This is a genomic window from Azospirillum brasilense (genome assembly GCF_008365405.1).
GTDB lineage: Bacteria > Pseudomonadota > Alphaproteobacteria > Azospirillales > Azospirillaceae > Azospirillum > Azospirillum brasilense_D.
The window spans coordinates 38,365-59,700 of the sequence record NZ_QOKV01000016.1; the positions used below are offsets into that span (position 1 = coordinate 38,365).

Annotated in this window: 18 protein-coding genes and 1 tRNA gene; 12 read left to right on the forward strand and 7 right to left on the reverse strand. The window is 69.0% G+C overall.

Translation table 11 applies throughout. The features are described from left to right. Positions 1-130: 130 nt before the first annotated feature. The 10 genes from minC (at position 131) to DS837_RS21835 (ending at position 10,129) form a co-directional block, all read left to right on the forward strand. On the forward strand, positions 131-892 hold the full coding sequence (gene minC, locus DS837_RS21790; RefSeq protein WP_211111781.1) for a septum site-determining protein MinC: 762 nt from the start codon (positions 131-133) through the stop codon (positions 890-892). Between the two features lie 141 nt (positions 893-1,033). Then, a complete protein-coding gene (minD, locus tag DS837_RS21795) occupies positions 1,034-1,849 on the forward strand; it encodes a septum site-determining protein MinD (RefSeq protein ID WP_035672130.1) in 816 nt (271 codons plus the stop codon). Next, positions 1,846-2,244, forward strand: a complete 399-nt coding sequence (minE, locus tag DS837_RS33350) for a cell division topological specificity factor MinE (protein WP_149166673.1) — start codon at positions 1,846-1,848, stop codon at positions 2,242-2,244. The genes minD and minE overlap by 4 nt, the downstream gene beginning before the upstream one ends. A 242-nt stretch (positions 2,245-2,486) precedes the next feature. Further along, on the forward strand, positions 2,487-3,878 hold the full coding sequence (locus tag DS837_RS21805) for a CRTAC1 family protein (protein WP_149166674.1): 1,392 nt from the start codon (positions 2,487-2,489) through the stop codon (positions 3,876-3,878). Positions 3,879-4,111: 233 nt separating this feature from the next. Next, positions 4,112-4,660, forward strand: a complete 549-nt coding sequence (locus DS837_RS21810) for a PAS domain-containing protein (protein WP_149166675.1) — start codon at positions 4,112-4,114, stop codon at positions 4,658-4,660. After that, on the forward strand, positions 4,635-5,945 hold the full coding sequence (locus DS837_RS33405; protein ID WP_149166676.1) for a methyl-accepting chemotaxis protein: 1,311 nt from the start codon (positions 4,635-4,637) through the stop codon (positions 5,943-5,945). The genes DS837_RS21810 and DS837_RS33405 overlap by 26 nt, the downstream gene beginning before the upstream one ends. A 432-nt stretch (positions 5,946-6,377) precedes the next feature. Beyond that, positions 6,378-7,484 (forward strand): methyl-accepting chemotaxis protein, encoded by a 1,107-nt coding sequence (locus tag DS837_RS21820; RefSeq protein WP_149166677.1) that lies wholly within the window; start codon positions 6,378-6,380, stop codon positions 7,482-7,484. Positions 7,485-7,563: 79 nt separating this feature from the next. Next, positions 7,564-8,562, forward strand: a complete 999-nt coding sequence (gene dgcA / locus DS837_RS21825) for an N-acetyl-D-Glu racemase DgcA (protein ID WP_149166678.1) — start codon at positions 7,564-7,566, stop codon at positions 8,560-8,562. Next, positions 8,559-8,930, forward strand: a complete 372-nt coding sequence (locus DS837_RS21830; protein ID WP_149166679.1) for a cupin domain-containing protein — start codon at positions 8,559-8,561, stop codon at positions 8,928-8,930. The genes dgcA and DS837_RS21830 overlap by 4 nt, the downstream gene beginning before the upstream one ends. Next, complete coding sequence (locus tag DS837_RS21835; protein WP_149166680.1) at positions 8,927-10,129, forward strand: aminotransferase class V-fold PLP-dependent enzyme; 1,203 nt, start codon at positions 8,927-8,929, stop codon at positions 10,127-10,129. The genes DS837_RS21830 and DS837_RS21835 overlap by 4 nt, the downstream gene beginning before the upstream one ends. Positions 10,130-10,132: 3 nt before the next feature. Here DS837_RS21835 and DS837_RS21840 read toward each other — a convergent pair whose 3' ends face one another. Both DS837_RS21840 and DS837_RS21845 read right to left on the reverse strand, forming a co-directional pair. Continuing rightward, positions 10,133-11,317, reverse strand: a complete 1,185-nt coding sequence (locus DS837_RS21840) for a glycosyltransferase family 4 protein (RefSeq protein WP_149166681.1) — start codon at positions 11,315-11,317, stop codon at positions 10,133-10,135. Between the two features lie 63 nt (positions 11,318-11,380). After that, entirely contained in the window at positions 11,381-11,782 is a 402-nt protein-coding gene (locus DS837_RS21845; protein WP_149166682.1) for a 4a-hydroxytetrahydrobiopterin dehydratase, read from the reverse strand. 101 nt (positions 11,783-11,883) lie between these two features. On the opposite strand from DS837_RS21845, the gene DS837_RS21850 reads away from it, so the two are divergent. Further along, positions 11,884-12,477, forward strand: coding sequence for a uracil-DNA glycosylase (locus DS837_RS21850; RefSeq protein WP_247890070.1), 594 nt, complete (start codon positions 11,884-11,886; stop codon positions 12,475-12,477). Between the two features lie 6 nt (positions 12,478-12,483). On the opposite strand, the gene glk is transcribed toward DS837_RS21850, so the two are convergent. The 3 genes from glk to DS837_RS21865 all read right to left on the reverse strand — a co-directional run bounded on the left by glk (position 12,484) and on the right by DS837_RS21865 (position 16,208). Then, on the reverse strand, positions 12,484-13,458 hold the full coding sequence (gene glk, locus DS837_RS21855; RefSeq protein ID WP_149166684.1) for a glucokinase: 975 nt from the start codon (positions 13,456-13,458) through the stop codon (positions 12,484-12,486). A gap of 10 nt (positions 13,459-13,468) precedes the next feature. Further along, positions 13,469-14,866: an alpha,alpha-trehalose-phosphate synthase (UDP-forming) gene (gene otsA, locus DS837_RS21860; protein ID WP_149166685.1), complete on the reverse strand. Its 1,398-nt coding sequence runs from the start codon at positions 14,864-14,866 to the stop codon at positions 13,469-13,471. A 463-nt stretch (positions 14,867-15,329) separates the two neighbouring features. Continuing rightward, the gene (locus DS837_RS21865; protein WP_149166686.1) at positions 15,330-16,208 is read right to left on the reverse strand and encodes an N-formylglutamate amidohydrolase; all 879 of its coding nucleotides are present in this window, start codon (positions 16,206-16,208) and stop codon (positions 15,330-15,332) included. 232 nt (positions 16,209-16,440) lie between these two features. On the opposite strand from DS837_RS21865, the gene DS837_RS21870 reads away from it, so the two are divergent. Then, positions 16,441-16,515: transfer RNA gene (locus DS837_RS21870), tRNA-Val, on the forward strand. Between the two features lie 114 nt (positions 16,516-16,629). Here DS837_RS21870 and DS837_RS21875 read toward each other — a convergent pair. Both DS837_RS21875 and DS837_RS21880 read right to left on the reverse strand, forming a co-directional pair. Next, positions 16,630-18,624: a methyl-accepting chemotaxis protein gene (locus DS837_RS21875; RefSeq protein WP_247890071.1), complete on the reverse strand. Its 1,995-nt coding sequence runs from the start codon at positions 18,622-18,624 to the stop codon at positions 16,630-16,632. Positions 18,625-19,076: 452 nt separating this feature from the next. Continuing rightward, positions 19,077-21,248, reverse strand: a complete 2,172-nt coding sequence (locus tag DS837_RS21880) for a malate synthase G (protein WP_211102385.1) — start codon at positions 21,246-21,248, stop codon at positions 19,077-19,079. Positions 21,249-21,336: the final 88 nt, after the last annotated feature.

A 21,336-nucleotide genomic window follows, 5' to 3' on the forward strand; every position in this document is an offset into this window, starting at 1 on the left:
GGCGCCGGGAAAGGCTTGAACGGATGGGGTCCGCGCCGCTAGAACCCGGGTGGTTGACCCTTCCGCCCTGGTGCCTGGCCGATGGCCCCAGACATGCGGACGACACGGATTCGGCAGGAACACAAGCAGGATGGCAGCGGTGAGCAGCGCCAGGCAGGGTGCCGATCGGGACGGTCCGTTCCAGTTGCGGGGCAATTCCTTCACCATGATGGTGCTGAAGGTGAATGATCCGGCGTCGCCGGACTTCTTCACACAGCTCGCCGTCAAGGTGCGGCAGGCGCCCAACTTTTTCCGGAACGCCCCCGTCGTCCTCGACTTCGAGGAATTGACGGAGGACACCCCGCGTTTCGACATCGCCGCTCTGGTGACCAACCTGCGCGCGCTGTACCTGCTGCCGGTCGGCTTCCGGGGCGGTCCGCGCCCCGTCCATGAGGGGGCGCTCGCCGCCGGACTGACCCCGATGCCTGCCGGGCGTGCCGCCAAGCTGGAGTCCGCGGCACCCCCCGCCGCCGACCCGCAGGCCGGCGCCGCTCCGATCCCGGCCCCGCCGCCCGAACCGATCTACCGCCCGGCGCTGCTGGTGACCGAGCCGGTGCGTTCCGGCCAGCAGATCTACGCCGAGAAGACGGATCTGGTCATCACCGCCCCGGTGTCCCCCGGCGCGGAGGTGGTGGCCGACGGCAACATCCACGTCTACGGCGCGCTGCGCGGCCGGGCGCTGGCCGGCGTGTCCGGCGACACCAACGCGCGCATCTTCTGCCACAGCCTGGAGGCCGAGGTCGTCTCGGTGGCCGGGCTGTACCGCGTCAGCGAGGATTTCGGGAACGACGTGCTGAAGAAGCCGGTGCAGATCTTCCTGCGCGACGGCTATCTTCACATGGAGCCCCAATAATGACGCTTTTGAGCGCTTTCTGTCGAACGGCCCTCTGTGCGAGGACGGTGTCACGCAAAGCGTGCCCGGCACAGGCCCCGATCTGCGTAACCCGGTAACCGGACCTTGGCGGCAACATTTAGGAACGTGGGAGAAGCTCCGTTGGGCAAGATCATCGTCATGACTTCCGGCAAGGGCGGCGTCGGCAAGACGACCTCCTCCGCCGCTTTCGCGACCGGACTCGCCTTGCGCGGCTTCAAGACGGTCGTCATCGATTTCGACGTCGGGCTGCGCAACCTCGACCTCATCATGGGCTGCGAGCGGCGCGTGGTGTTCGACTTCATCAACGTCATCAACGGTGAAGCGAAGCTGAGCCAGGCGCTGATCAAGGACAAGCGCATCGACAACCTGTCGATCCTGCCGACTTCGCAGACCCGCGACAAGGACGCCCTGACCCGCGAAGGCGTGGAGAAGGTTCTGAACGAACTCTCCAAGGACTTCGACTACATCGTCTGCGACAGCCCGGCGGGCATCGAGCGGGGGGCGCTGATGGCGCTGTACTTCGCCGACCACGCGGTGATCGTGACCAACCCGGAAGTCTCCTCGGTGCGCGACAGCGACCGCATCCTCGGCGTGCTGGCCTCCCGCTCGCGCCGGGCGGAGCAGGGGCTGGAGCCGGTGACCCAGCAGCTTCTCCTCACCCGCTACGACCCGGAACGGGTGGAGCGCGGCGAGATGCTGAAGGTCGACGACGTTCTGGAGATCCTGGCGATCCAGCTGCTCGGCGTGATCCCGGAGAGCCAGGCCGTGCTGCGCGCCTCCAACGTCGGCATGCCGGTCATCCTCGACGAGGCGTCCAACGCCGGCCAGGCCTATCTGGACGCGGTCTCCCGCTTCCTGGGCGAGGATGTCGAGCACCGCTTCGTCACGCCGCAGAAGAAGGGCCTGTTCAGCCGCCTCCTCCGGAGGTCCGCATGAGCATCTTCAGCTTTTTCCGCTCCGCCCCGCGCGCGTCGGCGGTCCAGGCCAAGGAGCGTCTCCAGATCGTCATGGCGCATGAGCGCGCCGGGCGGACCGGGCCGGACTATCTGCCGATGCTCCAGCAGGAGCTTCTGGCGGTCATCGCCAAGTACATCGACATCGACCAGAACAAGGTCGAGGTGAAGCTGGACCGCGGCGGCGACTGCTCGACCCTGGAGCTGAACATCGAGCTGCCGGCCCGCGAGGCCGCCGCCAAGGCGCTGAAGGAAAGCGCCAAGCTGGCGGTGGCCGGGAATCGTCCGACGACGGCCAAGGACGGCGACGAGTCCGATGCGGTCAAGCTGGCCGCCGGCGGCTCCCTGACCAACGGCGGCGTCAAGAAGCGCCGCTGACCGTCCCGTGCGCCCGGTGAACCGATCCCGCCGCAGCCGGCCCGCTGCGGCGGGATTTTTCATGCCCTTCGGGCGGCCTGCCGCGCGGTCATAGGCCGCAGCTCACGGCCGGGCTGGACTTCCGTGCGGGTTTACCTCCGCCGTTCGAAGAGGTATCAACGGATTGGAGCCCGTCAGGGACCGGCCTTCGCGGGCCACCCCCCTCACCGGGCAGCGTCGCGGCAGTGAGGGAGTGGCGGCCGATGTTCTTCGAATGCTCGCGGCTGATCGACGGCAACCAGCCGCGCCTGTCCAACGGCATCACCGTGACCGACGTCGACGGTGACGGGGCATTCGAACTGGTGGTCACGGGCTACGCCACCAACAACCTCGTCCTCAAATGGGACGGCTCCCGGCTGGTGGACATCGCCGGGCCGCTGCTGGCCGACGCCTCGGGCTGCGCGGTCGCCATCGCCGCCGCCGATGTGGACGGCGACGGGCGCGAGGAGTTGTACGTCCTGAACTCCGACCGGGCGAGCGGGCCGAAGGAGATGGGCGACCGGCTGTTCGCCTGCTTCGGCAAGCACTGGCTCGACCTGCTGGCCCAGCCGGAGAACGCCGGCATGGCGAACCGCGTCGCCGGGCGGTCGGTGGTCGCCATGGATCGCCACGGCCATGGCCGCTACGGCTTCGTCGTGGCGGCGGACGGCGGCCCCTTCCGCCTGTTCGAGCTGAGCCGGCGCGGGCGGCTGGAGGACGCGGCGGAGGACGCGGGCATCGACCTGATCGGGGCCGGGCGCGGGCTGCTCGCCCTGCCGTTCCTGTCCGACCGCGTCGACCTGTTCGCCTGCAACGAGGGCGGGCCGAACTTCCTGTTCCGCAACCTGGGAGACGGCACCTACGAGGAGATCGCCGAGGAACGGGGAGTCGCCGATTCGCGCTTCGCCGGGCGGGCGGTGGCCGCGGTGGACGGGCCGGGCTATGGCGGGTTCGGGCTGCTGGTCGGCGCCTGGGAGGGGCCGCAGCGCCTGTTTGTCCAGCGCTCCGGCGGCGGCTTCGTGGACGAGGCCGATCCCGAGATGTCCTTTCCGGGCCGGGTGTCCAGCGTGATCGCCGCCGATTTCGACAACGATGGTTACGAGGAGCTGTTCTTCAACCTGCACGGCGAGCCCAACCGCCTGTTCGGCTGGCGCGATGAGCGCTGGCAGGCCATCGACCTCGGCGACGCGCTGGAGCCCAAGGGGCTGGGGACCGGAGCCGTGGTGGCCGACATCGACGGCGACGGGCGGCTGGAACTCCTTATCGCGCACGGCAATGGAGTGGGTGGCGGGCATGGCGGCGGATCGCCGCAGCCCCTGTCGCTGTACCGCACGGCGGCGAACCACAACGGGTGGCTGCGCGTGCTGCCGCTGACCCCCTACGGCGCGCCGGCCCGCGGCGCCGTGGTCACCTGCACGGCCAACGGGCGGCGGCAGGTGCGGTCCGTCTGCGCCGGGTCGGGCTATCTCTGCCAGATGGAGCCGGTGGCCCATTTCGGGCTGGGCAGCGCCCGCGCGGTGGAGCGGCTGGAGGTGCGCTGGCCGGACGGCATGACGGCCATCGTCGAGAACCCGCCCATCGGCCGGCTGCTGACCGTTCCCTATCCGCCGGAGTGAGGCGAGGCACAATCTTGCGTCCGGTCAACGGTTGAGCGATGTCGGGCGGACGGTTGAGCTGAATCATATTTCCGTCCGGCAACAAATTTAATCTTTTGTATAACCTGCATGGTCTTTATTTTGCGGCGTCCGCCAGTGCCCGATGGGAACGCGCGGACGGGGAGATGTACGCCCTGTAACCGACCGCGAACCAATAAGGGGGCGCCGGGCTCTCGGCCCGCGACCGCAGGCACATGGCACACAGCGCTGTTCTCAGTCCCGGCCCCCGCGACCGGACGCTGACCGGGGTCGAGCGGTTCTTCGACGCCGACGAGGTCATCGTTTCCAAGACCGACCTGAAGGGCCGGATCACCTACGCCAACCGCGTGTTCCAGCGCGTCGCCGGCTACAGCGAGGCGGAGCTGATGGGCGCGCCGCATTCCATCGTCCGCCATCCGGACATGCCGCGCTGCGTGTTCAAGCTGCTGTGGGACACGCTGGGGGCGGGGCAGGAGATCTTCGCCTACGTCGTGAACCGGGCGCGCAACGGCGACCATTACTGGGTCTTCGCCCACGTCACCCCCAGCTACGACGTCAACGGTCGGCTCGTCGGCTACCACTCCTCGCGCCGGGTGCCGGACCGCGGCGCGATCGACAAGGTGGTGCCGCTCTACCGCACGCTTCTGGACATCGAAAACCGCCACGAAGACCGCAAGCAGGGCATGAACGAGGCCTTCGCCACCGTTTTCGGGCTGCTGACGGAGAAGGGGATCGGGTATGACGAATTCGTCTTCTCTCTCTAAGGCGTTCGCGCTGGGGGCGGTCGCCGGGCTGCTCGTCGCAGCGCTGTTGGTGACCGATTCGCTGGATGTCGGCGGCGCGCCGCTGCGCATCGCGATCGGGGCCGCCGCGCTGGCCGCGCTGGTCGGCGTCATGCTGTGCATGGTGCGCGCCCGCGCCGCGGTGGGGCAGGCGGTGGCCGTCTGTCAGGCGGTGTCGCGCGGGGACTTCGAGGCACGGGTCGTCAACGTGCGGGAGAAGGGCGACCTCGGCGAGCTGATGCACGCCCTGAACGACTCGATCGACCGCACCGACGCCTTCATCCGCGAGGCCACGGCCTCGATGAGCTACGTGTCGGCCAACAAGTATTTCCGGCGGATCGTGCTGAAGGGCATGCAGGGCAATTTCCTGCACGCGTCGCGCACCATCAACACCGCCACCGACGCCATCGCCGGCAAGGTGAAGGGCTTCGCCGGGGTGACCGACCGCTTCGAGACGCAGATCCGCGCGGTGTGTGAGCAGGTCTCCGGCACCGCCCATCAGCTGGAGATGTCAGCCCGCACCATGGAAACCGACGCCCAGACCGCCACCGGCAAGGCGTCCTCGGTCGCCGCCGCGGCGTCGCAGACCGGCTCCTCGGTCGGCAGCGTCGCCGTGGCGACGGAGGAGCTGTCGGCGTCCATCCGGGAGATCGCCCGGCAGGTGGAGGAGGTCGCCAAGGTCGCCGCCAACGCCGCGGGCGAGGCCGAGCGCTCCAACGCGCTGATCGCCGATCTGTCGGGGGCCGCCAAGACGGTGGGCGAGGTGGTCACCCTGATCAACGACATCGCCAGCCAGACCAATCTGCTGGCGTTGAACGCCACCATCGAGGCGGCCCGCGCCGGCGAGGCCGGCAAGGGCTTCGCCGTGGTGGCGCAGGAGGTCAAGCGGCTGGCCGACCAGACGGCCAAGGCCACCGGCGACATCGCCGGGCAGATCGCCGGCATCCAGTCCTCCACCGACGTGGCGGTCGCCTCCATCGTCGGCATCGGCAACACCATCCAGGACATCAACCAGATCGCCGGCGGCATCGCCGCGGGCATCGGGCAGCAGGGTTCGGCGATCCGCTCGATCGTCAGCAACATGGATCAGGCCGCCGCCGGCACCCGCGCCGTCACGGTGGACATCCAGGACGTCACCACCGCCGCCGAACGCACCAGCGGCACCGCCCACGAGGTGTTCGCCGCGTCGGAGCGGATGAGTGTCCAGGCCGACCGCCTGACCCGCGAGGTGCAGCTTTTCCTCGACGAGATGCACAAGGTCGCCTGACGCGATCGTGTGCGATCCGCCGCTTGTTTGTCCCGGATTTTGCGCTTGCTTATACGGTGGGCATTGATCAGCCGCTGGGCGTTTGCTTGTATGCTGAGCAGCGCCGGAGCGGTGGGCGGGGGTTGTGCGACCTTTTGCCTCATTTTTTAGGAGAAACCGGTGCTTTTGTTGCGGCGCACGCGATGCGCGGGGTGCGGCGCAGCGAGGATGGTGCCGCGTGTGATTGTTCGGACTCCAATATGACGCCGAATTCATCACAATTTCGAAACTGACATCTCAGAAACGTTGAGGCCGAACCCGGGGTGCCGCCCGCAAACGCAGGCATTCCGCGGCTTTGCGCGTCCCGATGGGTCCGAAAGGGCATTTGGCACAGCGTTTGATGGTTGGACGTCTAAAAAAGATATCCCACCCAAACTCACAGAGGTGTTCGGGATGAGTGTGGCCGGAAACGAACTGTTCGAGCTTTCCCGAGGCGTCCTGGACGTCGCCTCGCGGAAGGTGTCTTTGATCGAAGACATCACCCGCCGCACCAAGATGCTGGCGATGAACGCCCTGATCGAGGCGTCGCGGGCCGGCGACGCCGGGCGCGGGTTCGCGGTTGTCGCGAACGAGGTTTCCGAGATTTCCAAGCAGGTGAACACCATCACCAAGGAACTGCGGTCGGAGATCGTCTCGCGCGTCGATCACCTGACCACCACCGGCAGCGCCATGGTGCAGGAGATGCACGGGCGGCGTCTGGCCGATCTGTCGCTGAACATGATCGAGATCATCGACCGGAACCTGTACGAGCGGTCCTGCGACGTGCGCTGGTGGGCGACCGACAGCGCGGTGGTGGACTGCGCCGCCGACCCGACCGAGGTGAACCGCCAGCACGCCTCCCACCGGCTGGGCGTCATCCTGGAGTCCTACACCGTCTATCTCGACCTGTGGATCGCCGACCTGAAGGGGGAGGTGATCGCCACCGGCCGTCCCGGCCGCTACCCCGGCGCCCAGGGCGCCCGCGTGGGGGACGAGGGGTGGTTCCGCCAGGCGCTGGCCACGCGCAACGGCGGCGAGTTCACGGTGGGCGACGTGGCGCGCAACGGCCGCCTGGAGGACCGGGTGGTCGCCACCTACGCCACCGCGATCCGGCGCGGCGGCGAGGCCGACGGCGATCCGATCGGCGTACTGGGCATCTTCTTCGACTGGGAGCCGCAGGCCTCCGCCGTCGTCCAGGGCGTCCGGCTGGAGGATGAGGAGCGCTCCCGCTCGCGCTGCCTTCTGCTCGACGCGCGGCACCGGGTGATCGCCTCGTCCGACGGGCGCGGCATCCTCAGCGAGACCGTCCAACTCCGCCGCAGCGGGGAGAGCATGGGCCATTACGCCGACGCCGCCGGGCGCACCTACGGCTACGCCCTGACGCCGGGTTATGAAACCTACAAGGGGTTGGGCTGGTATGGGGTGATCGTGCAGGACCCGGACCCGCGCCAGCAACAGACGCCCACAACCGCCGGTATGAATGGGCGCGTGGGAATGAACGGGGCCGGGCTCCACGGGTAAGGCTGGCATTCCGACCCTGCTCTGGTCATCGCGGCGGGTTTGCTTACACTTCGGGTCCGCCGCGTTGCTGGAGAGTTTCATGTCGTCCACCGCCCGCCGTCTTTACGTCCGCCGCGATACCTTCCCCATCGCGGGGACCTTCCGCATATCGCGCGGCGCCAAGACCGAGGCCGAGGTCGTGGTCGCCGAGGTGGTCGAATCCTGCAAGCGGGGCCGCGGGGAGTGCGTGCCCTACGCCCGCTACGGGGAATCGCTGGACGAAACGGTCAAGACGCTGGAATCCCTGGCCGGGGCGGTGGCGGACGGGCTGGACCGCGAGCGGCTGCGCACCCTCCTGCCGCCGGGGGCCGCGCGCAACGCGCTGGACTGCGCGCTGTGGGACCTGGAGGCCAAACAGGCGGGCAAACCGGCCTGGCGGCTCGCCGGCTTGCCCGACGCGCCGAAGAAGCTGACCACCTGCTACACGCTGAGCGTGGACGAGCCCGCGGCGATGGCCGCCTCCGCCAAGGCGCGGGCGGCGGACCATCCGCTGCTGAAGATGAAGCTGACCGGGGAGGGCGACCTCGATCGCGTGCGTGCGGTGCGCGAGGCCGCCCCGGCCACCCGTCTGATCGTCGACGCCAACGAGGCCTGGACGCTGGAGATGCTCCACCGCTTCGCCCCGGTGCTGGCCGAACTGGGGGTGGAGCTGATCGAGCAGCCGCTGCCCGCCGGCGAGGACGAGGCGCTGCGCGGCATCGACTGCCCGGTGGCGCTGGGCGCCGACGAGTCCTGTCATGGGCTGGACTCGCTCGACCGACTGAAGGGCATCTACCGGGTGGTGAACATCAAGCTGGATAAGACCGGCGGCCTGACCGAGGCGCTGCTGCTGAAGCAGGCGGCGCAGGAGGCCGGTTTCGACATCATGGTCGGCTGCATGGTCGCCACCTCGCTCGCCATGGCGCCGGCGGTCCTGCTGGCCCAGGGCGCGCGCTACGTCGATCTCGACGGGCCGCTGCTGCTGGCCGAGGACCGCACGCCGGCCCTGCATTACGACGGCGGCACGTTGTGCCCGCCCGCCCCCGAACTGTGGGGATGAGCGTCCCGGCCGGCAACCTGCTGGGGGGTCTGCCGTCTGGTTCCTTACCGGACGAGCTTTTCACAACATTGACGGAAACGGCATCGTCCGGGACGGTTCGCATCGAGCGCATCCTGTCCACCGGTCAGGCATCGCCGGACGGCTTCTGGTACGATCAGGGCTGGGACGAGTTCGTGCTCGTCGTCCAGGGCGCCGCCCGCTTGCAGATCGAGGGTGAGGCGGAACGCGCGCTCGGCCCCGGCGACTGGATGATGATTCCCGCCCGGCGGCGCCACCGCGTGGCCTGGACCGATCCCGACGCCCCGACCGTCTGGCTGGCCGTCCACATCGGCGAACCGGAAGGGATGACTGAAGGAATGGACGAATGACCATCGACGTCGCGCGCGCCCGCGCGGAGACTCCGGGGACCCGGCACGTCGCCCATTTCAACAACGCCGGGGCTGCCCTGGCGCCTCAGCCGGTGCTGGACGCCGTGACCGCGCATCTGACGCTGGAGGCCACCATCGGCGGCTACGAGGCGGCTGAGCACGCCAACGGCCAGCTGGAGGGCGTCTACGACTCCGTGGCCCGCCTGCTCGCCTGCTCGCGGGAGGAGGTGGCGCTGACGGAGAGCGCGACGGCGGCCTGGGGCATGGCCTTCAACGCGCTGGCCGCCCTCCCGGGGGAGGGCTTCCGGCCCGGCGACCGCATCCTGACGGCGCGCGCCGAATACGCCGCCAACCTGATCCCCTTCCTGCAAGCCTCCCGGCGCACCGGCGTGGTGGTCGAGGTGGTCCCGAGCGACGACACCGGCCAGACCTCCGTCGAAGCGCTGGAGGCGATGATCGGGGAACCGGGAAAGGGGCCGGTCCGGCTGATCGCCATCACCCACATCCCGACCAACGGCGGGCTGGTCAACCCGGCGGCCGCCATCGGGCGGGTGGCCCGGCGGCACGGCATCCCCTATCTGCTCGACGCCTGCCAGACGGTGGGCCAGATGCCGGTGGACGTCGAGGACCTGGGCTGCGACTTCCTGTCGGCGACCGGGCGCAAGTTCCTGCGCGCGCCGCGCGGCACCGGCTTCCTCTATGTCCGCAAGGGCTGGCTCGACCGCATCGAGCCGCACACGCTGGACCACAGCGGCGCCGCCCTGACCGGGCCGGACCGCTACGCGATGCGCCCCGACGCCCGCCGCTTCGAGTTGTGGGAGAGCAACACCGCCGCCCGGCTCGGGCTGGGGGTGGCGGTGGACTACGCGCTGTCCTGGGGGATGGAAGCGATTCGCGACCGCGCCTTCGCTCTGGCCGACACGCTGCGGCACGGTCTGGCCGGGCTTCCCGGAGTGACGGTGCGCGATCTCGGGGCGGAACGCTGCGCCATCGTCACCTTCACGGTGGACGGCCATGAGCCGCGGGCCATCAAATCCGCTCTGCGCAGCCAGGGGATCAATCTGTCGGTGTCCTCCGCGCCCTCGACCCCCTTCGACATGGAGGCCCGCGGCCTGACCGAGGTCGTCCGCGCCTCCCCCCACTATTACAACGACGAGGCGGAGGTGGAGCGGCTGCTGGCGGCGGTGAAGACGCTGTAGGCGTTACAGCACCGACTCGACGACCTCCGCCACCCCGTCCGCGTAGCGGTCCCAGGTCAGCCCGGCCAGGAAGGCGGCGCCCGCCCGCCCGATGGCCACGGCGCGGGCGCGGTCGGCCCACAGCCCTTCCAGCGCCGCGACGATCTCCTCCACGTCGCTCTCGCCCCAGCCCTCGGTTCCGAAGGAGGTCTGGACGGTGCCCTGCCGGGTCAGCGGGATGCAGCGGTCCGCCGCGATCAGGTCGAGATGCCCGGTGTTGGCCGACAGGATGGCGGGCACGCCGCAGGCCATGCACTCCATGGCGACGAGGTTGGTCCCGCCCTCGCCGCGGTTGGGGAACAGGCCGACGTCGACCTCGCGCAGGATGCGGGCCATGTCGGCGTTGGGCACCGGGCCGAGGTCCATCACCTGTTCGGCGCGCAGCCCATTGGCGATGGCCCAGCCGGCCCCGTCGAACTGCCCGTTCTCGTGGAAGCGGACGGGCGCAACGGCGGGGTTGGCCTCCAGCGAGCGGGCGCTCTCCGGCCAGGGGTTGTGCCACGCCGTGAGCAGCAGCGCCTCCGGATGGCGCTCGGCGAAGGCGCGGAAGCCGAGCAGGGCGAGGTCCTGCCCCTTGCGGAACTCCGGCTTGCCGCCGGAGAAGACGACGAAGCGGTCCTTGAACCAGCCGACCTTGGGCGCCGGATGGAAATGGGTGGGATCGACGCCCTGCAGCACCGTGCGCACCCGCCCGATGCCGGCGCCGGTCAGCACCCGCTCGACGAAGCTGGACCCGGCGACGATGGCCGCGCATTGCTCCGCCCGCGCCCGGCCCTCCGCGTCGATGGCGCTGTCCTCCAGATAGCAGACGCCGACGGTGGCACGGCCCGTCAGGGTCACGCCTTCCGCCGACCGGCTGCCGACGAGGTTGTTGCCGAGCCCGCGCAGCACCGGCACCGACACCCCGACCTCCTGCCCGGCGTGGGGCGCGATCTGCCGGCACAGCGCCTCGGATTCGCGGACGAAGCCGGCCATGCGGCGCCATTCCAGCGGCGACAGCGCGATGTCCTCCAGACGCAGCGGCAGCGAGCAGACCGGAACCAGCCGCCCGCTGCGCGTCCAGCTCAGCGCCAGTTGCAGCCCGTTGACGCCCCAGCCGCTGTAGCTGGACAGTCCCCATTGGATGACGGCGGGATGGGCGGCGGGCATGGTTCGTCCTTCGGGCTGGCTGGCTTCCAGCCTACCGTCTCCCTGGAGAAAAGAGCGGAAAAATCAACTGCGGCGCGCGGTGGGGGAGACGTCACCCATGGACTCCGACACCGGGGCGTAGGGTTCGTCCATCAGCCCCTCGACTTTGGCGGCCATGATGAAGTCGTTCTCGTGCAGGCCCTTGATCTTGTGCGTCCAGAAGGTGACGGTGCAATGGCCCCAGCCGTAGAGGATCTCGGCGTGGTGGCCCTCCGCCTCGCACAGGTCGCCGACGCGCATCGCGAAATGCTGCGCCTCGCGGAAGTTGGAAAAGCGGTAGTCGCGCTCCAGCCGGTCGGGGTCCGGCCTGATCGACCAGCCGGGCACCTGCACCAGATAGTTTTCCGCCATCGCGCGGTCCATCGGGGGAATGCCGCCGCGGCAGGGTTCGCAGCTCTTTCCTGCCAGTTCCTGGTGTGTCGCCATTTCATGCCCTCCGGTGTTGTTGGTCTCGACTCCTCGTTTCGAACAATGCTGGGGCCGAAGCCTCCCGGCGGCAAGCCTCACGACCAGCCATGGACGCGCGCATGACGGACCTGCCCTTCGCCGACTACCAGCAGCCCACGAAGACCGCCGCCGGGCCGCGCCTCGCCATCGTGGGGGAGGCGCCGGGGGCGGAGGAGGCCCGGCGGGGCGTGCCCTTCGTCGGGCGCAGCGGCCAACTCCTCGACGAGACGCTGAAGGCGGCCGGGGTGGAGCGGGCGGAATGCCTCGTCGCCAACGCCTTCCGTTACCAGCCGCCGGGCAACAAGGTCGGCCATTTTTTCGCCTCGCGCACCCGCGCCAAGAAGGAGGGGCGGGCGCTGGACGAGCGCTGGGGGCCGTTCGGCACCTCCGACTGGGTGCTGGCGGAGTTTTCCGGCGAGATCGAGCATCTGCAACGGACGCTGGAGGACTTTTCCCCCCGCGTCATCGTCGCGCTGGGCCGCACGCCGCTGTGGGCGCTGACCGGGCTGAACGGGATCATGCAGCTGCGCGGCACGGTCCAGCCCTGCCGCCTCGTGCCGGGGGCGGAGGTGGTCGCGACCTTCCACCCCAGCTACATCCTGCGCGGCCAGCTCGCCGAACAGCCCACATTCCTGGCCGACCTGAAGCTGGCCGCGTCGCGGCTGACCGCCTGAGCGCCGTTACGCCCGCTCCGCGGCTTCCGCCAGACCGAGGAAGGCGGGAAGCTCGTGGATGATGACGTAGGTCGGGATGGGCGCCAGAAAGTCGCGCATCCGGCCCTTCTCCATGAAGCGCTTGCGAAAGCGGGAGTGCGTGAACAGGGTGCCCAGCTTCGGCACGATGCCGCCCGCGATGTAGATGCCGCCGCGCGCGCCCAGCGTCAGCGCGAGGTTGCCCGCCACGGTGCCGAGCATCGCGCAGAACATCTCCACCGCCTCCACGCAATGCAGGTTGGTGTTGGCGGTTGCCGCGTCCGACACCTGGGCCGGGGTGAAGGGCTCCGGTTCCTGATGGTCGAGGACGCACAGCGCCTGATAGAGGTTGACCAGACCCGGCCCGGACAGCACCCGCTCCGCCGAGACATGGTCGAAGCTCTTGCGGAGCTGGGCGAGGACGGCGCTCTCGCGGTCGCTGACCGGCGCCATGGTGACGTGGCCGCCCTCCGCGGCCAGCGCGGTCCAGCCCTCGGCGCCGGGCACCAGCCCCGACACGCCCAGCCCGCTGCCCGGCCCGATCACGCCGACGACGCGGCCCGGTACCGGCGCTCCCTCGCCCACCTGGCGCACATCGGCGGCGGTGAGGCGGGGCACCGACAGGGCGACGGCGGTGAAGTCGTTGATGACGGCCAGCCGCTCCAGCCCCAGCTTGCCGCGCACCTCGGCCGTGGAGAAGGACCAGCCGCGGTTGGTCATCAGCACCGCGTCGCCGGTCACCGGGCCGGCGATGGCGAAGGCGCCGCGGCTGGGCCGTGCGTCCGGCGGCATGCCGCCGAGATACGCCAGCGCCGCCGCCTCCAACGAGGGGAAGTCGGCGCAGCGCAGCACGCGCGAACCGTGGATGCCCGTGCCGTCGATCAGGCCGAAGCGGGCGTTGGTGGCGCCGATGTCGGCGACCAGGGTGACGGGGCCGGAAACGGCATTGCTGTCTGTGGTCATAGAATCAGTTTCACCCGTACGGCGCGCGCGTCAAGGCATCGACGTAGCTTTCCCGCCACCACCCGATGTCGTGGCTGCGCAGGATGCGCATCATCGCGGCGTGGCGCTCCTTGCGCTCGGGCAGAGACATGGTCAGGGCGCGCTGCAGGGCGTCGGCCACCGCCTCGATGTCGAAGGGGTTGACGATCAGCGCCGAATCGAGTTCCCGCGCCGCGCCGGCGAAGGTGGACAGCACCAGCACGCCGGGATCGTCGGCGTCCTGGCAGGCCACATACTCCTTGGCGACGAGGTTCATGCCGTCGCGCAGCGGGGTGACCAGCCCGACATGGGCGGTGCGGTAGAAGCCGGCCAGCACGCGCCGCCCGAAGCTCTTGTTCAGGTAACGGATCGGCACCCAGTCGAACTCGGCGAAGCGCCCGTTGATGCGGCCCGACAGCTCCGACAGCTCGCGCTTGATGGCGATGTATTCCGGCACGTCCTCCCGGCTCGGTGGCGCCACCTGGAGGAAGGAGACGCGGTTGCAATGCTCCGGATAGGCCGCCAGGAGCTGCTCGAAGGCCTGGAAGCGCTGCGGCAGGCCCTTCGAGTAGTCCAGCCGGTCCACCCCGATGATCAGCCGCCGCCCGACGAGGCTTTCCTTCAGCCGCTGGGTGTGGCGGGAGCGGGCGGCGATCTCGGCGATGCCCACCAGATTTTCGGTGTCGATGCTGATGGGGAAGGCGCGGGCCAGCAGCGTGCGTCCGAAGGCATGGATCAGCATGCCGCCCTCGGGGCCGCGGTCCTCCACCTCGCCGTCCAGCTCCTGGCGGATGTAGTCGGCGAAGCTGCGCAGGTCCACCTGGGTGTGGAAGCCGACGAGGTCGTAGGCGCACAGCTCCCGGATCAGCTCCCGATGGTTCGGCAGCGCCACCAGGATCTCCGGGGCTGGAAAGGGGGTGTGCAGGAAGAAGCCCATGCGCTGGGTGCAGCCGCGCTGGCGCAACTCCTCGCCGAAGGGGATCAGGTGGTAGTCGTGGACCCACACCATGTCGTCGGGGCGCAGCAGCGGGACCAGCTTCTCCGCGAAATAGCCGTTGACCCTCTTGTAGCCCTCGCGCGTGCGGCGGCTGACCTCGATCAGGCCGACGCGGTAGTGGAACAGCGGCCACAGGGTCTGGTTGGCGAAGCCGTTGTAATATTCCTCGAAGTCGCGGCGGCTGAGGTCGAGCGTCGCGTAGGTCAGGCGCCCGACGTCGGTGCGCCGGGGTTCGCTCTGCGATTCCTCCTCGACCACCGTGCCGCTCCAGCCGAACCAGATGCCTCCGGTCTTCTTCAGCGCGGCGAGCACCGCCACGGCGAGGCCCCCGGCGGCCTGTTTGCCTTCATCGATGGGGGCGACGCGGTTGGATACGACGACCAGTCTGCTCACGTGGGTGGTTCTCCGGTACCGGACGGCCGCGTTGAAAGACGACCGAATGGCGCGTGGCGGGGCGCACCCCGGGACGCGCAGGGACGAAACGACCGTGTCGGGGGTTGGTTCCCTATCGGTCGAATGGGTTATGCCGAAGGACCGGGGTGGGTTGGCGGACGCGCCGCCAGCCCCAGATTGTGCGGAAGCAGAGCCGGGATTCTGTGTGCAATGCAGCATAAACGGCTGTTTGCGCCGCGCCGAAGTTTTGTCTTATCTTTGGTTAAACCATTGAATGACATGAAAAAACATTTTCCCTCTTGATCCCTGAGCGGGGCTTCATCATATTGTGCAGTGCGGCATCGATCGTGTCTGCGATGCGGGCGGTGCCGTAACGCACTTCTTGGGCGTTTCCTCCCTAGACTCGGGCCGGGGCTCTTGCCCCGGCCTTTTTTTGTGCGCGGCCCGGTGCGCGAAGGGCTGTTCAGCGCGGGGCAAGGGGGTTGGGCGGCAGGTGGGCGATGTTGTCCACCATCTCGTGCATGTGCCGGGTCAGGACGGTCAGGAAGGGCAGGCGCGACAGCGTGGCCTCGTCCATGTAGAGGTCGCGGCTGATTTCGATCTGGAGCACGTGGATGCCCTGGCGCGGGCGCCCGTAATGGCGGGTGGTGTAGCCGCCGGCATAGGGCGCGTTGCGGCTGACCGTGTAGCCCAGGCCGCGCAGGAACCGCTCCGCCGTCTCGGTGACCGCGGGGGCGCAGGAATTGCCGAAACAGTCCCCCAGCACGATGTCGCTGCGCCGGTTGTCGCGGTCGCCCAGACCGGGGGATGGCATGGAATGGCAGTCGATCAGCACCGCGTGGCCGAACCGGGCGCGGGTGTCCTCGATCAGACGGCGCAGCGCGGTGTGATAGGGGGTGTAGCACTGCTCCACCCGCCGCACCGCTTCGGCGAAGCGCAGCTTGCCGCGGTAGATGTCCTCTCCGTTGGCGACCACGCGCGCGATGGTGCCCAGTCCGGCGGCCACGCGCGGCGAGCGGGTGTTGACGTAGGGGGGCAGAGGGTCGGCGAACATCTCCGGGTCCAGCTCGTAGGCTTCGCGGTTGACGTCCAGGAAGGCGCGGGGGAACAGCGCGCGGATCAGCGGTATGCCCAGCGCCGGGGCGCCCGCGAAGATCTCGTCGACGAAGCAGTCTTCCGATTTGCGCAACGCGCGCGGGTCGAGCCGTGCCGCCGCCAGGAATTCGGCCGGATAGCGGTTGCCGCTGTGCGGCGAGGCCAGCACCAGTGGCTTGGTCTGTTCGTCCGGGGCCAGAAGTTCGAAGGCCGGCTCCGGTGTGGCGGCGTCGACGGAAGCATCCATGGCATGTGATGTAGTGGACACGGGCGGCTCTGTCACGCACCGTCCCGCTCACGCCCCAACAGAGGGAGGGGCGGAGCGTCCCGTTGGCGGAAAAATTCGACGGGTCCGTCGCCGGGCGGCAAAAAAGTGAAAACGAGGCTTGCCAGACCCCTGGGATGATGGTACACCCCACGCCCACGCCGGACGGGACGCAAGACGGATGCCGAACCCCGAACCGACCGGCGGCACGGATGGGCGCGTAGCTCAGCGGGAGAGCACTACGTTGACATCGTAGGGGTCACAGGTTCAATCCCTGTCGCGCCCACCATCCTCGAAGGCCGGAACCCAGACGGGTTTCCGGCCTTCGCCATATCTGGACCATGCGACTCTGCCGGACGACCGGCCCTCGCCCCGGTGGGCAAGGGCCTCGCAGCCTTGCGCGTCATGCCGCGCTGCGGTCGTCCGGCGCCATGCCGCGGGTCAGGGTCGCCAGATCGCGGTCCAACGCCTGCTGGTCGGCATCGGGCAGGTTGAACTTCACGTGCAGTTGCCCCGGCTCGCAGGACCTCACCGTGAAGGGCACGGGGCGGGACAGGCCGGGGGCGCGCAGGGTGCCGGGGATGCCCGCCGTCATCATCGGCGCGTCCACGATCATCGCGCCGCCGGACGACAGGTTGGCGATCCGCGCCTTGCTGCCCGTACCGGCGCCGACGCCGTCGATGGTGCAGGGCAGGTCGATCGGGAAGCGTGCCTTGCGGCGGCGGTCGACGTCGCTGGTCGCGGTGCGGACCACGCGCACCAGGACGCTCTGCAGGTCGTCGATGCTCCGCGCCACGCCCCCGGCACCGGCGCGCATGCCGTCGGCCCGTTCGCCGGTCTGGTTGGCCTCCTCGGACACCAGGGCGATGCGGCTGGACACCTCCTGGGCGGCGTGGCTGGTCTCGTTGACGGTACGGGCGATCTCCCGGGTGGCGGCGTCCTGCTCCTCCACCGCTGCGGCGATCGACGAGGAAATGTCGGAAACCTGATCGATGGTCGCGGCGACCTCGCCCACCCGGTCCACGGCCTGCTTGGTGACCGATTGCACGTCGGTGATCAGCGTGGCGATCTCCTCGGTCGAGCGGGCGGTCTGGTTGGCGAGGTTCTTGACCTCCTGCGCCACCACCGCGAAGCCCCTGCCGGCCTCGCCGGCGCGGGCGGCCTCGATGGTCGCGTTCAGCGCCAGCAGGTTGGTCTGGCTGGCGATGTCGCCGATCAGGCGGGCGACGGCGCCGATGCGCTCGACCGCCTCCGACAGATGCCCGATGATCGCGCTGGCGGAGCCGGCCTTCTCCACGGCCTGTCCGGTCACCGACACCGACGCCGTCACCTGCCGGCCGATCTCCTGGATGGAGGCGGACAGTTCGTTGGCTGCTGCGGCGACGGTCTGGGCGTTCGCCAGCGCCTGGTTCGCCGCGGCGGCGACGGTTTGGGAGTTGTCGCTGACCATTCCGGCGGATGCGGCCATCGCCTCGGCGTTGCTGGCCATCTGTTCGGCGTGCCGGGCGACCTGCTCCACGGCGGTGCGGGTTTCGCGCTCCACCGTGTCGGCCATGGCGGCCAGGGCTTGGCGCCGCTCCTCCTCGCCGGCCGCGCGGGCGCGTTCCTGTTCGGCGCGCAGGCGTTCGTTGTCCAGGCCGGCTTCGCGGAAGACGCGCACGGCATCGGCCATCTGGCCGATCTCGTCGCCGCGCCCCTCGAAACCGACCTCCGCCCGCAGGTTGCCGGCGGCCATGCCGGTCATGGTCAGCCGCATCCGGTCGATCGGCCCGACCACGGCCCGCCGCAGGAAGACGATGGAGGCGGCGATCAGAAGGAGCGTGATCATGGCTGTCGTGACCAGCAGGGTCTTCAGTGTGGCGGCGGAGGCTTCGATGTCGGTGACCGCCGCGTCGAGGCCGTTCAGCCGTTCACCGCGCACCTCCTCCATGGTGGAGAGGAGCCGCTCCATCTCCTTGTCCATGCTCTCGGCCACCGCGTCGAATTGCCCCATCATGGCGTTCCCCGCCGCCGGGCCGCCGTCGACGTAGGCGCGGGACATGCGCTGGCCCAGTTCATAGAAGGGGGGGAAGGCGGCCTGGGTGGCGGCGATGCTCCGCACCATCTCCGTCAGCCCCAACTCGCGCGCGATGGCATGGGCGCTCTCGGCATGCCGGGCGAAGGCCCTCGCGTGCTCGTCCGCCTTCGCCGGCCCGTCGTCCAGCCCGTCCAGCCCGCGCGTCGCCGACACGTCGGTCAACCACTGCTGCACCTGCGCCACGTCGTAACGGATGTTGGCGATCAGCTCGCTCAGCGGCACCACCTTGCGGCTCACCTCGTCGGCGGTCTGGCGGACATGGGACAGGTGCCGTTCCTGCCACGATGTTTCGGTCCCGACGAGGAATGTTGCGATCGCCATGACGACAAAAACAAACACAGAGACCAGCGTTGTCTTTCGTTTGATGGTCATGGCGTGCAAGAAGTTCATAACAATGCTCCATTCCATATATTGCTGCCGCGGACTTGCCGCTGTCGGATGTGTCGAATGGACAATTCATCCAATCAAACTTGGAATCAAGTTTACCGTTGATCCTATTACGAAGCCCTGATGTACGCTCGCCTTATGAACAAGGTCTGTAGTCCGCGTGAGCGGGCCATGCGCGATGATTGGACGCTTGGACACGAGGATTCGTTCGAAAGAATATTGTGCGGAGGTTCCGGTTTTATTTGTGCTCGAATGTATGAAATGTGCAACCTGCATCGCCTGATTTTATGTCCAGGTTCTGGTGATTTTGTTGCTTCATGCAAAGAAAAAGGCCCTCCCCCGCGAACGGGGGAGGGCCTTCGATGCGCGCCGGATGGCGTGTCGGTTTAGCCGGCGGCCTTCGCCTTGGCCTCGATGCGGCGGCGGTGCAGCACCGGCTCGGTGTAGCCGTTCGGCTGTTCGCGGCCCTTGAAGACCAGATCGCAGGCGGCCTGGAAGGCGACGCTGCCGTCGAAGTCGGCGGCCATCGGGCGGTAGAGCGGATCGCCGGCGTTCTGCTTGTCCACCACGGCGGCCATGCGCTTCATCGTCTCCATGACCTGCGCCTCGGTGGTGATGCCGTGGAGCAGCCAGTTGGCGATGTGCTGGCTGGAGATGCGCAGCGTGGCGCGGTCCTCCATCAGCCCGACGTTGTTGATGTCCGGCACCTTGGAGCAGCCCACGCCCTGGTCGATCCAGCGCACGACGTAGCCGAGGATGCCCTGGGCGTTGTTGTCCAGCTCCTGCTGGATCTCCTCCTCCGACCAGTTGGGCCGGTCGGCCAGCGGGATGGTCAGGATGGCGTCCAGGCTGGCGCGCTCGCGGCGGGCCAGCTCCTCCTGGCGGGCGGCGACGTTGACCTGATGGTAGTGCAGGGCGTGCAGCGTGGCCGCGGTGGGCGAGGGCACCCAGGCGGTGTTGGCGCCGGCCTGCGGGTGGGCGACCTTGGCGGCCAGCATGTCGGCCATGCGGTCGGGCATCGCCCACATGCCCTTGCCGATCTGGGCGTGGCCCTTCAGCCCGCAGAGCAGGCCGGTGTCGACGTTCCAGTCCTCGTAGGCCTTGATCCAGGCGGACGACTTCATGTCGTTCTTGCGGATCATCGGGCCGGCTTCCATGGCGGTGTGCATCTCGTCGCCGGTGCGGTCGAGGAAGCCGGTGTTGATGAACACCACGCGCGCCGCCGCGGCGCGGATGCACTCCTTGAGGTTCACCGTGGTGCGGCGCTCCTCGTCCATGATGCCCATCTTCAGCGTGTTGCGCGCGATGCCCAGAGCGTCCTCGACGCGGGCGAACAGCTCGTCCGCGAAGGCGACCTCCTCCGGCCCGTGCATCTTCGGCTTCACAATGTAGACCGAGCCGGCGCGGCTGTTGAGGCGGGCGCCCTTGACGTCGTGCAGCGCGATCAAGGAGGTGATCATGCCGTCGAGGATGCCCTCCGGCGCCTCGCTGCCGTCCTTCAGCAGGACCGCGCTGTTGGTCATCAGGTGACCGACGTTGCGGATCAGCATCAGGCTGCGGCCGGGCAGGGTGATCGTCTCGCCGTTGCGGCTGGTGTAGCTGCGGTCGGGGTTCAGCCGGCGCTCCACCGTGCCGCTGCCCTTGGGGAAGCTGGCGGTCAGGCTGCCGGTCATCAGGCCCAGCCAGTTGCGGTAGGCCAGCACCTTGTCCTCGGCATCCACGGCGGCGACGGAGTCCTCGCAGTCCTGGATGGTGGTCAGGGCGGATTCGAGCACGAGGTCGGCGACGCCCGCCGCGTCGGTCCTGCCGATCGGGTGGCTGCGGTCGATGCGGATTTCCATGTGCAGGCCGTTGTCGGCCAGCAGGATGGCGGTCGGGGCGGACGGCTCGCCGGTGTAGCCGACCAGACGTTCCGGTTCGGCGAGGCCGGTGGCGCGGCCGTCCTTCAGCGCGACGACGAGGCGGCCGTTGTCCACCGTGTAGCCGGCGGCGTCGGCGTGCGACCCGTCGGACAGCGGGGCGGCGCGGTCCAGCACGTCGCGGGCGAAGGCGATGACCTTCTCGCCGCGCTTCGGGTTGTAGCCGGCGCCGCGCTCCGCCCCGTCCGCGTCGGGGATGGCGTCGGTGCCATAGAGCGCGTCGTACAGGCTGCCCCAGCGGGCGTTGGCGGCGTTCAGCGCGTAGCGGGCGTTCATCACCGGCACGACGAGCTGCGGGCCGGCGGTCGTGGAGATCTCCGGATCGACGTTCTCGGTCGTCACGGCGAAGTCCGGGCCTTCCGGCAGGAGATAGCCGATCTCCTTGAGGAACTCGGTGTGGGCGGCGCGGTCCAGCGGCTGGCCGCGGCGGCTGCGGTACCACTCGTCGATCTGGGCCTGGAGCGCGTCCCGCTTGGCCAGCAGCGCGCGGTTGCGCGGGGCCAGATCGTGGAGAATCGCGTCAAGGCCCGACCAGAATTGCTCCGGCGTCACGCCGGTGCCCGGCAGGGCTTCGTTCTCGATGAAGCGGTGAAGCTCCGTGGCAACCTGCAAGCCGCCAACCTGAATGCGTTCCGTCACCATTGCTGCTCTTTCCTTCCGAAATCGTAGACACCGCGGTTTTTCGGTTTGTCGTTCTTTGGCTGACGTTTTTTCACCGCAAGCCCGC

What these genes read in the sequence shown, in the direction of transcription:
- DS837_RS21830 (WP_149166679.1), top strand. Translation starts at nt 8,559, where the DNA reads ATGAGCGTCCCGGCCGGCAACCTGCTGGGGGGTCTGCCGTCTGGTTCC.
- DS837_RS21845 (WP_149166682.1), bottom strand. Translation starts at nt 11,782, where the DNA reads ATGGCGACACACCAGGAACTGGCAGGAAAGAGCTGCGAACCCTGCCGC.
- DS837_RS21875 (WP_247890071.1), bottom strand. Translation starts at nt 18,624, where the DNA reads ATGGCGATCGCAACATTCCTCGTCGGGACCGAAACATCGTGGCAGGAA.
- DS837_RS33405 (WP_149166676.1), top strand. Translation starts at nt 4,635, where the DNA reads ATGACGAATTCGTCTTCTCTCTCTAAGGCGTTCGCGCTGGGGGCGGTC.
- DS837_RS21865 (WP_149166686.1), bottom strand. Translation starts at nt 16,208, where the DNA reads ATGGATGCTTCCGTCGACGCCGCCACACCGGAGCCGGCCTTCGAACTT.
- dgcA (WP_149166678.1), top strand. Translation starts at nt 7,564, where the DNA reads ATGTCGTCCACCGCCCGCCGTCTTTACGTCCGCCGCGATACCTTCCCC.
- DS837_RS21820 (WP_149166677.1), top strand. Translation starts at nt 6,378, where the DNA reads ATGAGTGTGGCCGGAAACGAACTGTTCGAGCTTTCCCGAGGCGTCCTG.
- glk (WP_149166684.1), bottom strand. Translation starts at nt 13,458, where the DNA reads ATGACCACAGACAGCAATGCCGTTTCCGGCCCCGTCACCCTGGTCGCC.
- minC (WP_211111781.1), top strand. Translation starts at nt 131, where the DNA reads ATGGCAGCGGTGAGCAGCGCCAGGCAGGGTGCCGATCGGGACGGTCCG.
- minE (WP_149166673.1), top strand. Translation starts at nt 1,846, where the DNA reads ATGAGCATCTTCAGCTTTTTCCGCTCCGCCCCGCGCGCGTCGGCGGTC.
- DS837_RS21810 (WP_149166675.1), top strand. Translation starts at nt 4,112, where the DNA reads ATGGCACACAGCGCTGTTCTCAGTCCCGGCCCCCGCGACCGGACGCTG.
- DS837_RS21805 (WP_149166674.1), top strand. Translation starts at nt 2,487, where the DNA reads ATGTTCTTCGAATGCTCGCGGCTGATCGACGGCAACCAGCCGCGCCTG.
- DS837_RS21850 (WP_247890070.1), top strand. Translation starts at nt 11,884, where the DNA reads ATGACGGACCTGCCCTTCGCCGACTACCAGCAGCCCACGAAGACCGCC.
- DS837_RS21840 (WP_149166681.1), bottom strand. Translation starts at nt 11,317, where the DNA reads ATGCCCGCCGCCCATCCCGCCGTCATCCAATGGGGACTGTCCAGCTAC.
- DS837_RS21835 (WP_149166680.1), top strand. Translation starts at nt 8,927, where the DNA reads ATGACCATCGACGTCGCGCGCGCCCGCGCGGAGACTCCGGGGACCCGG.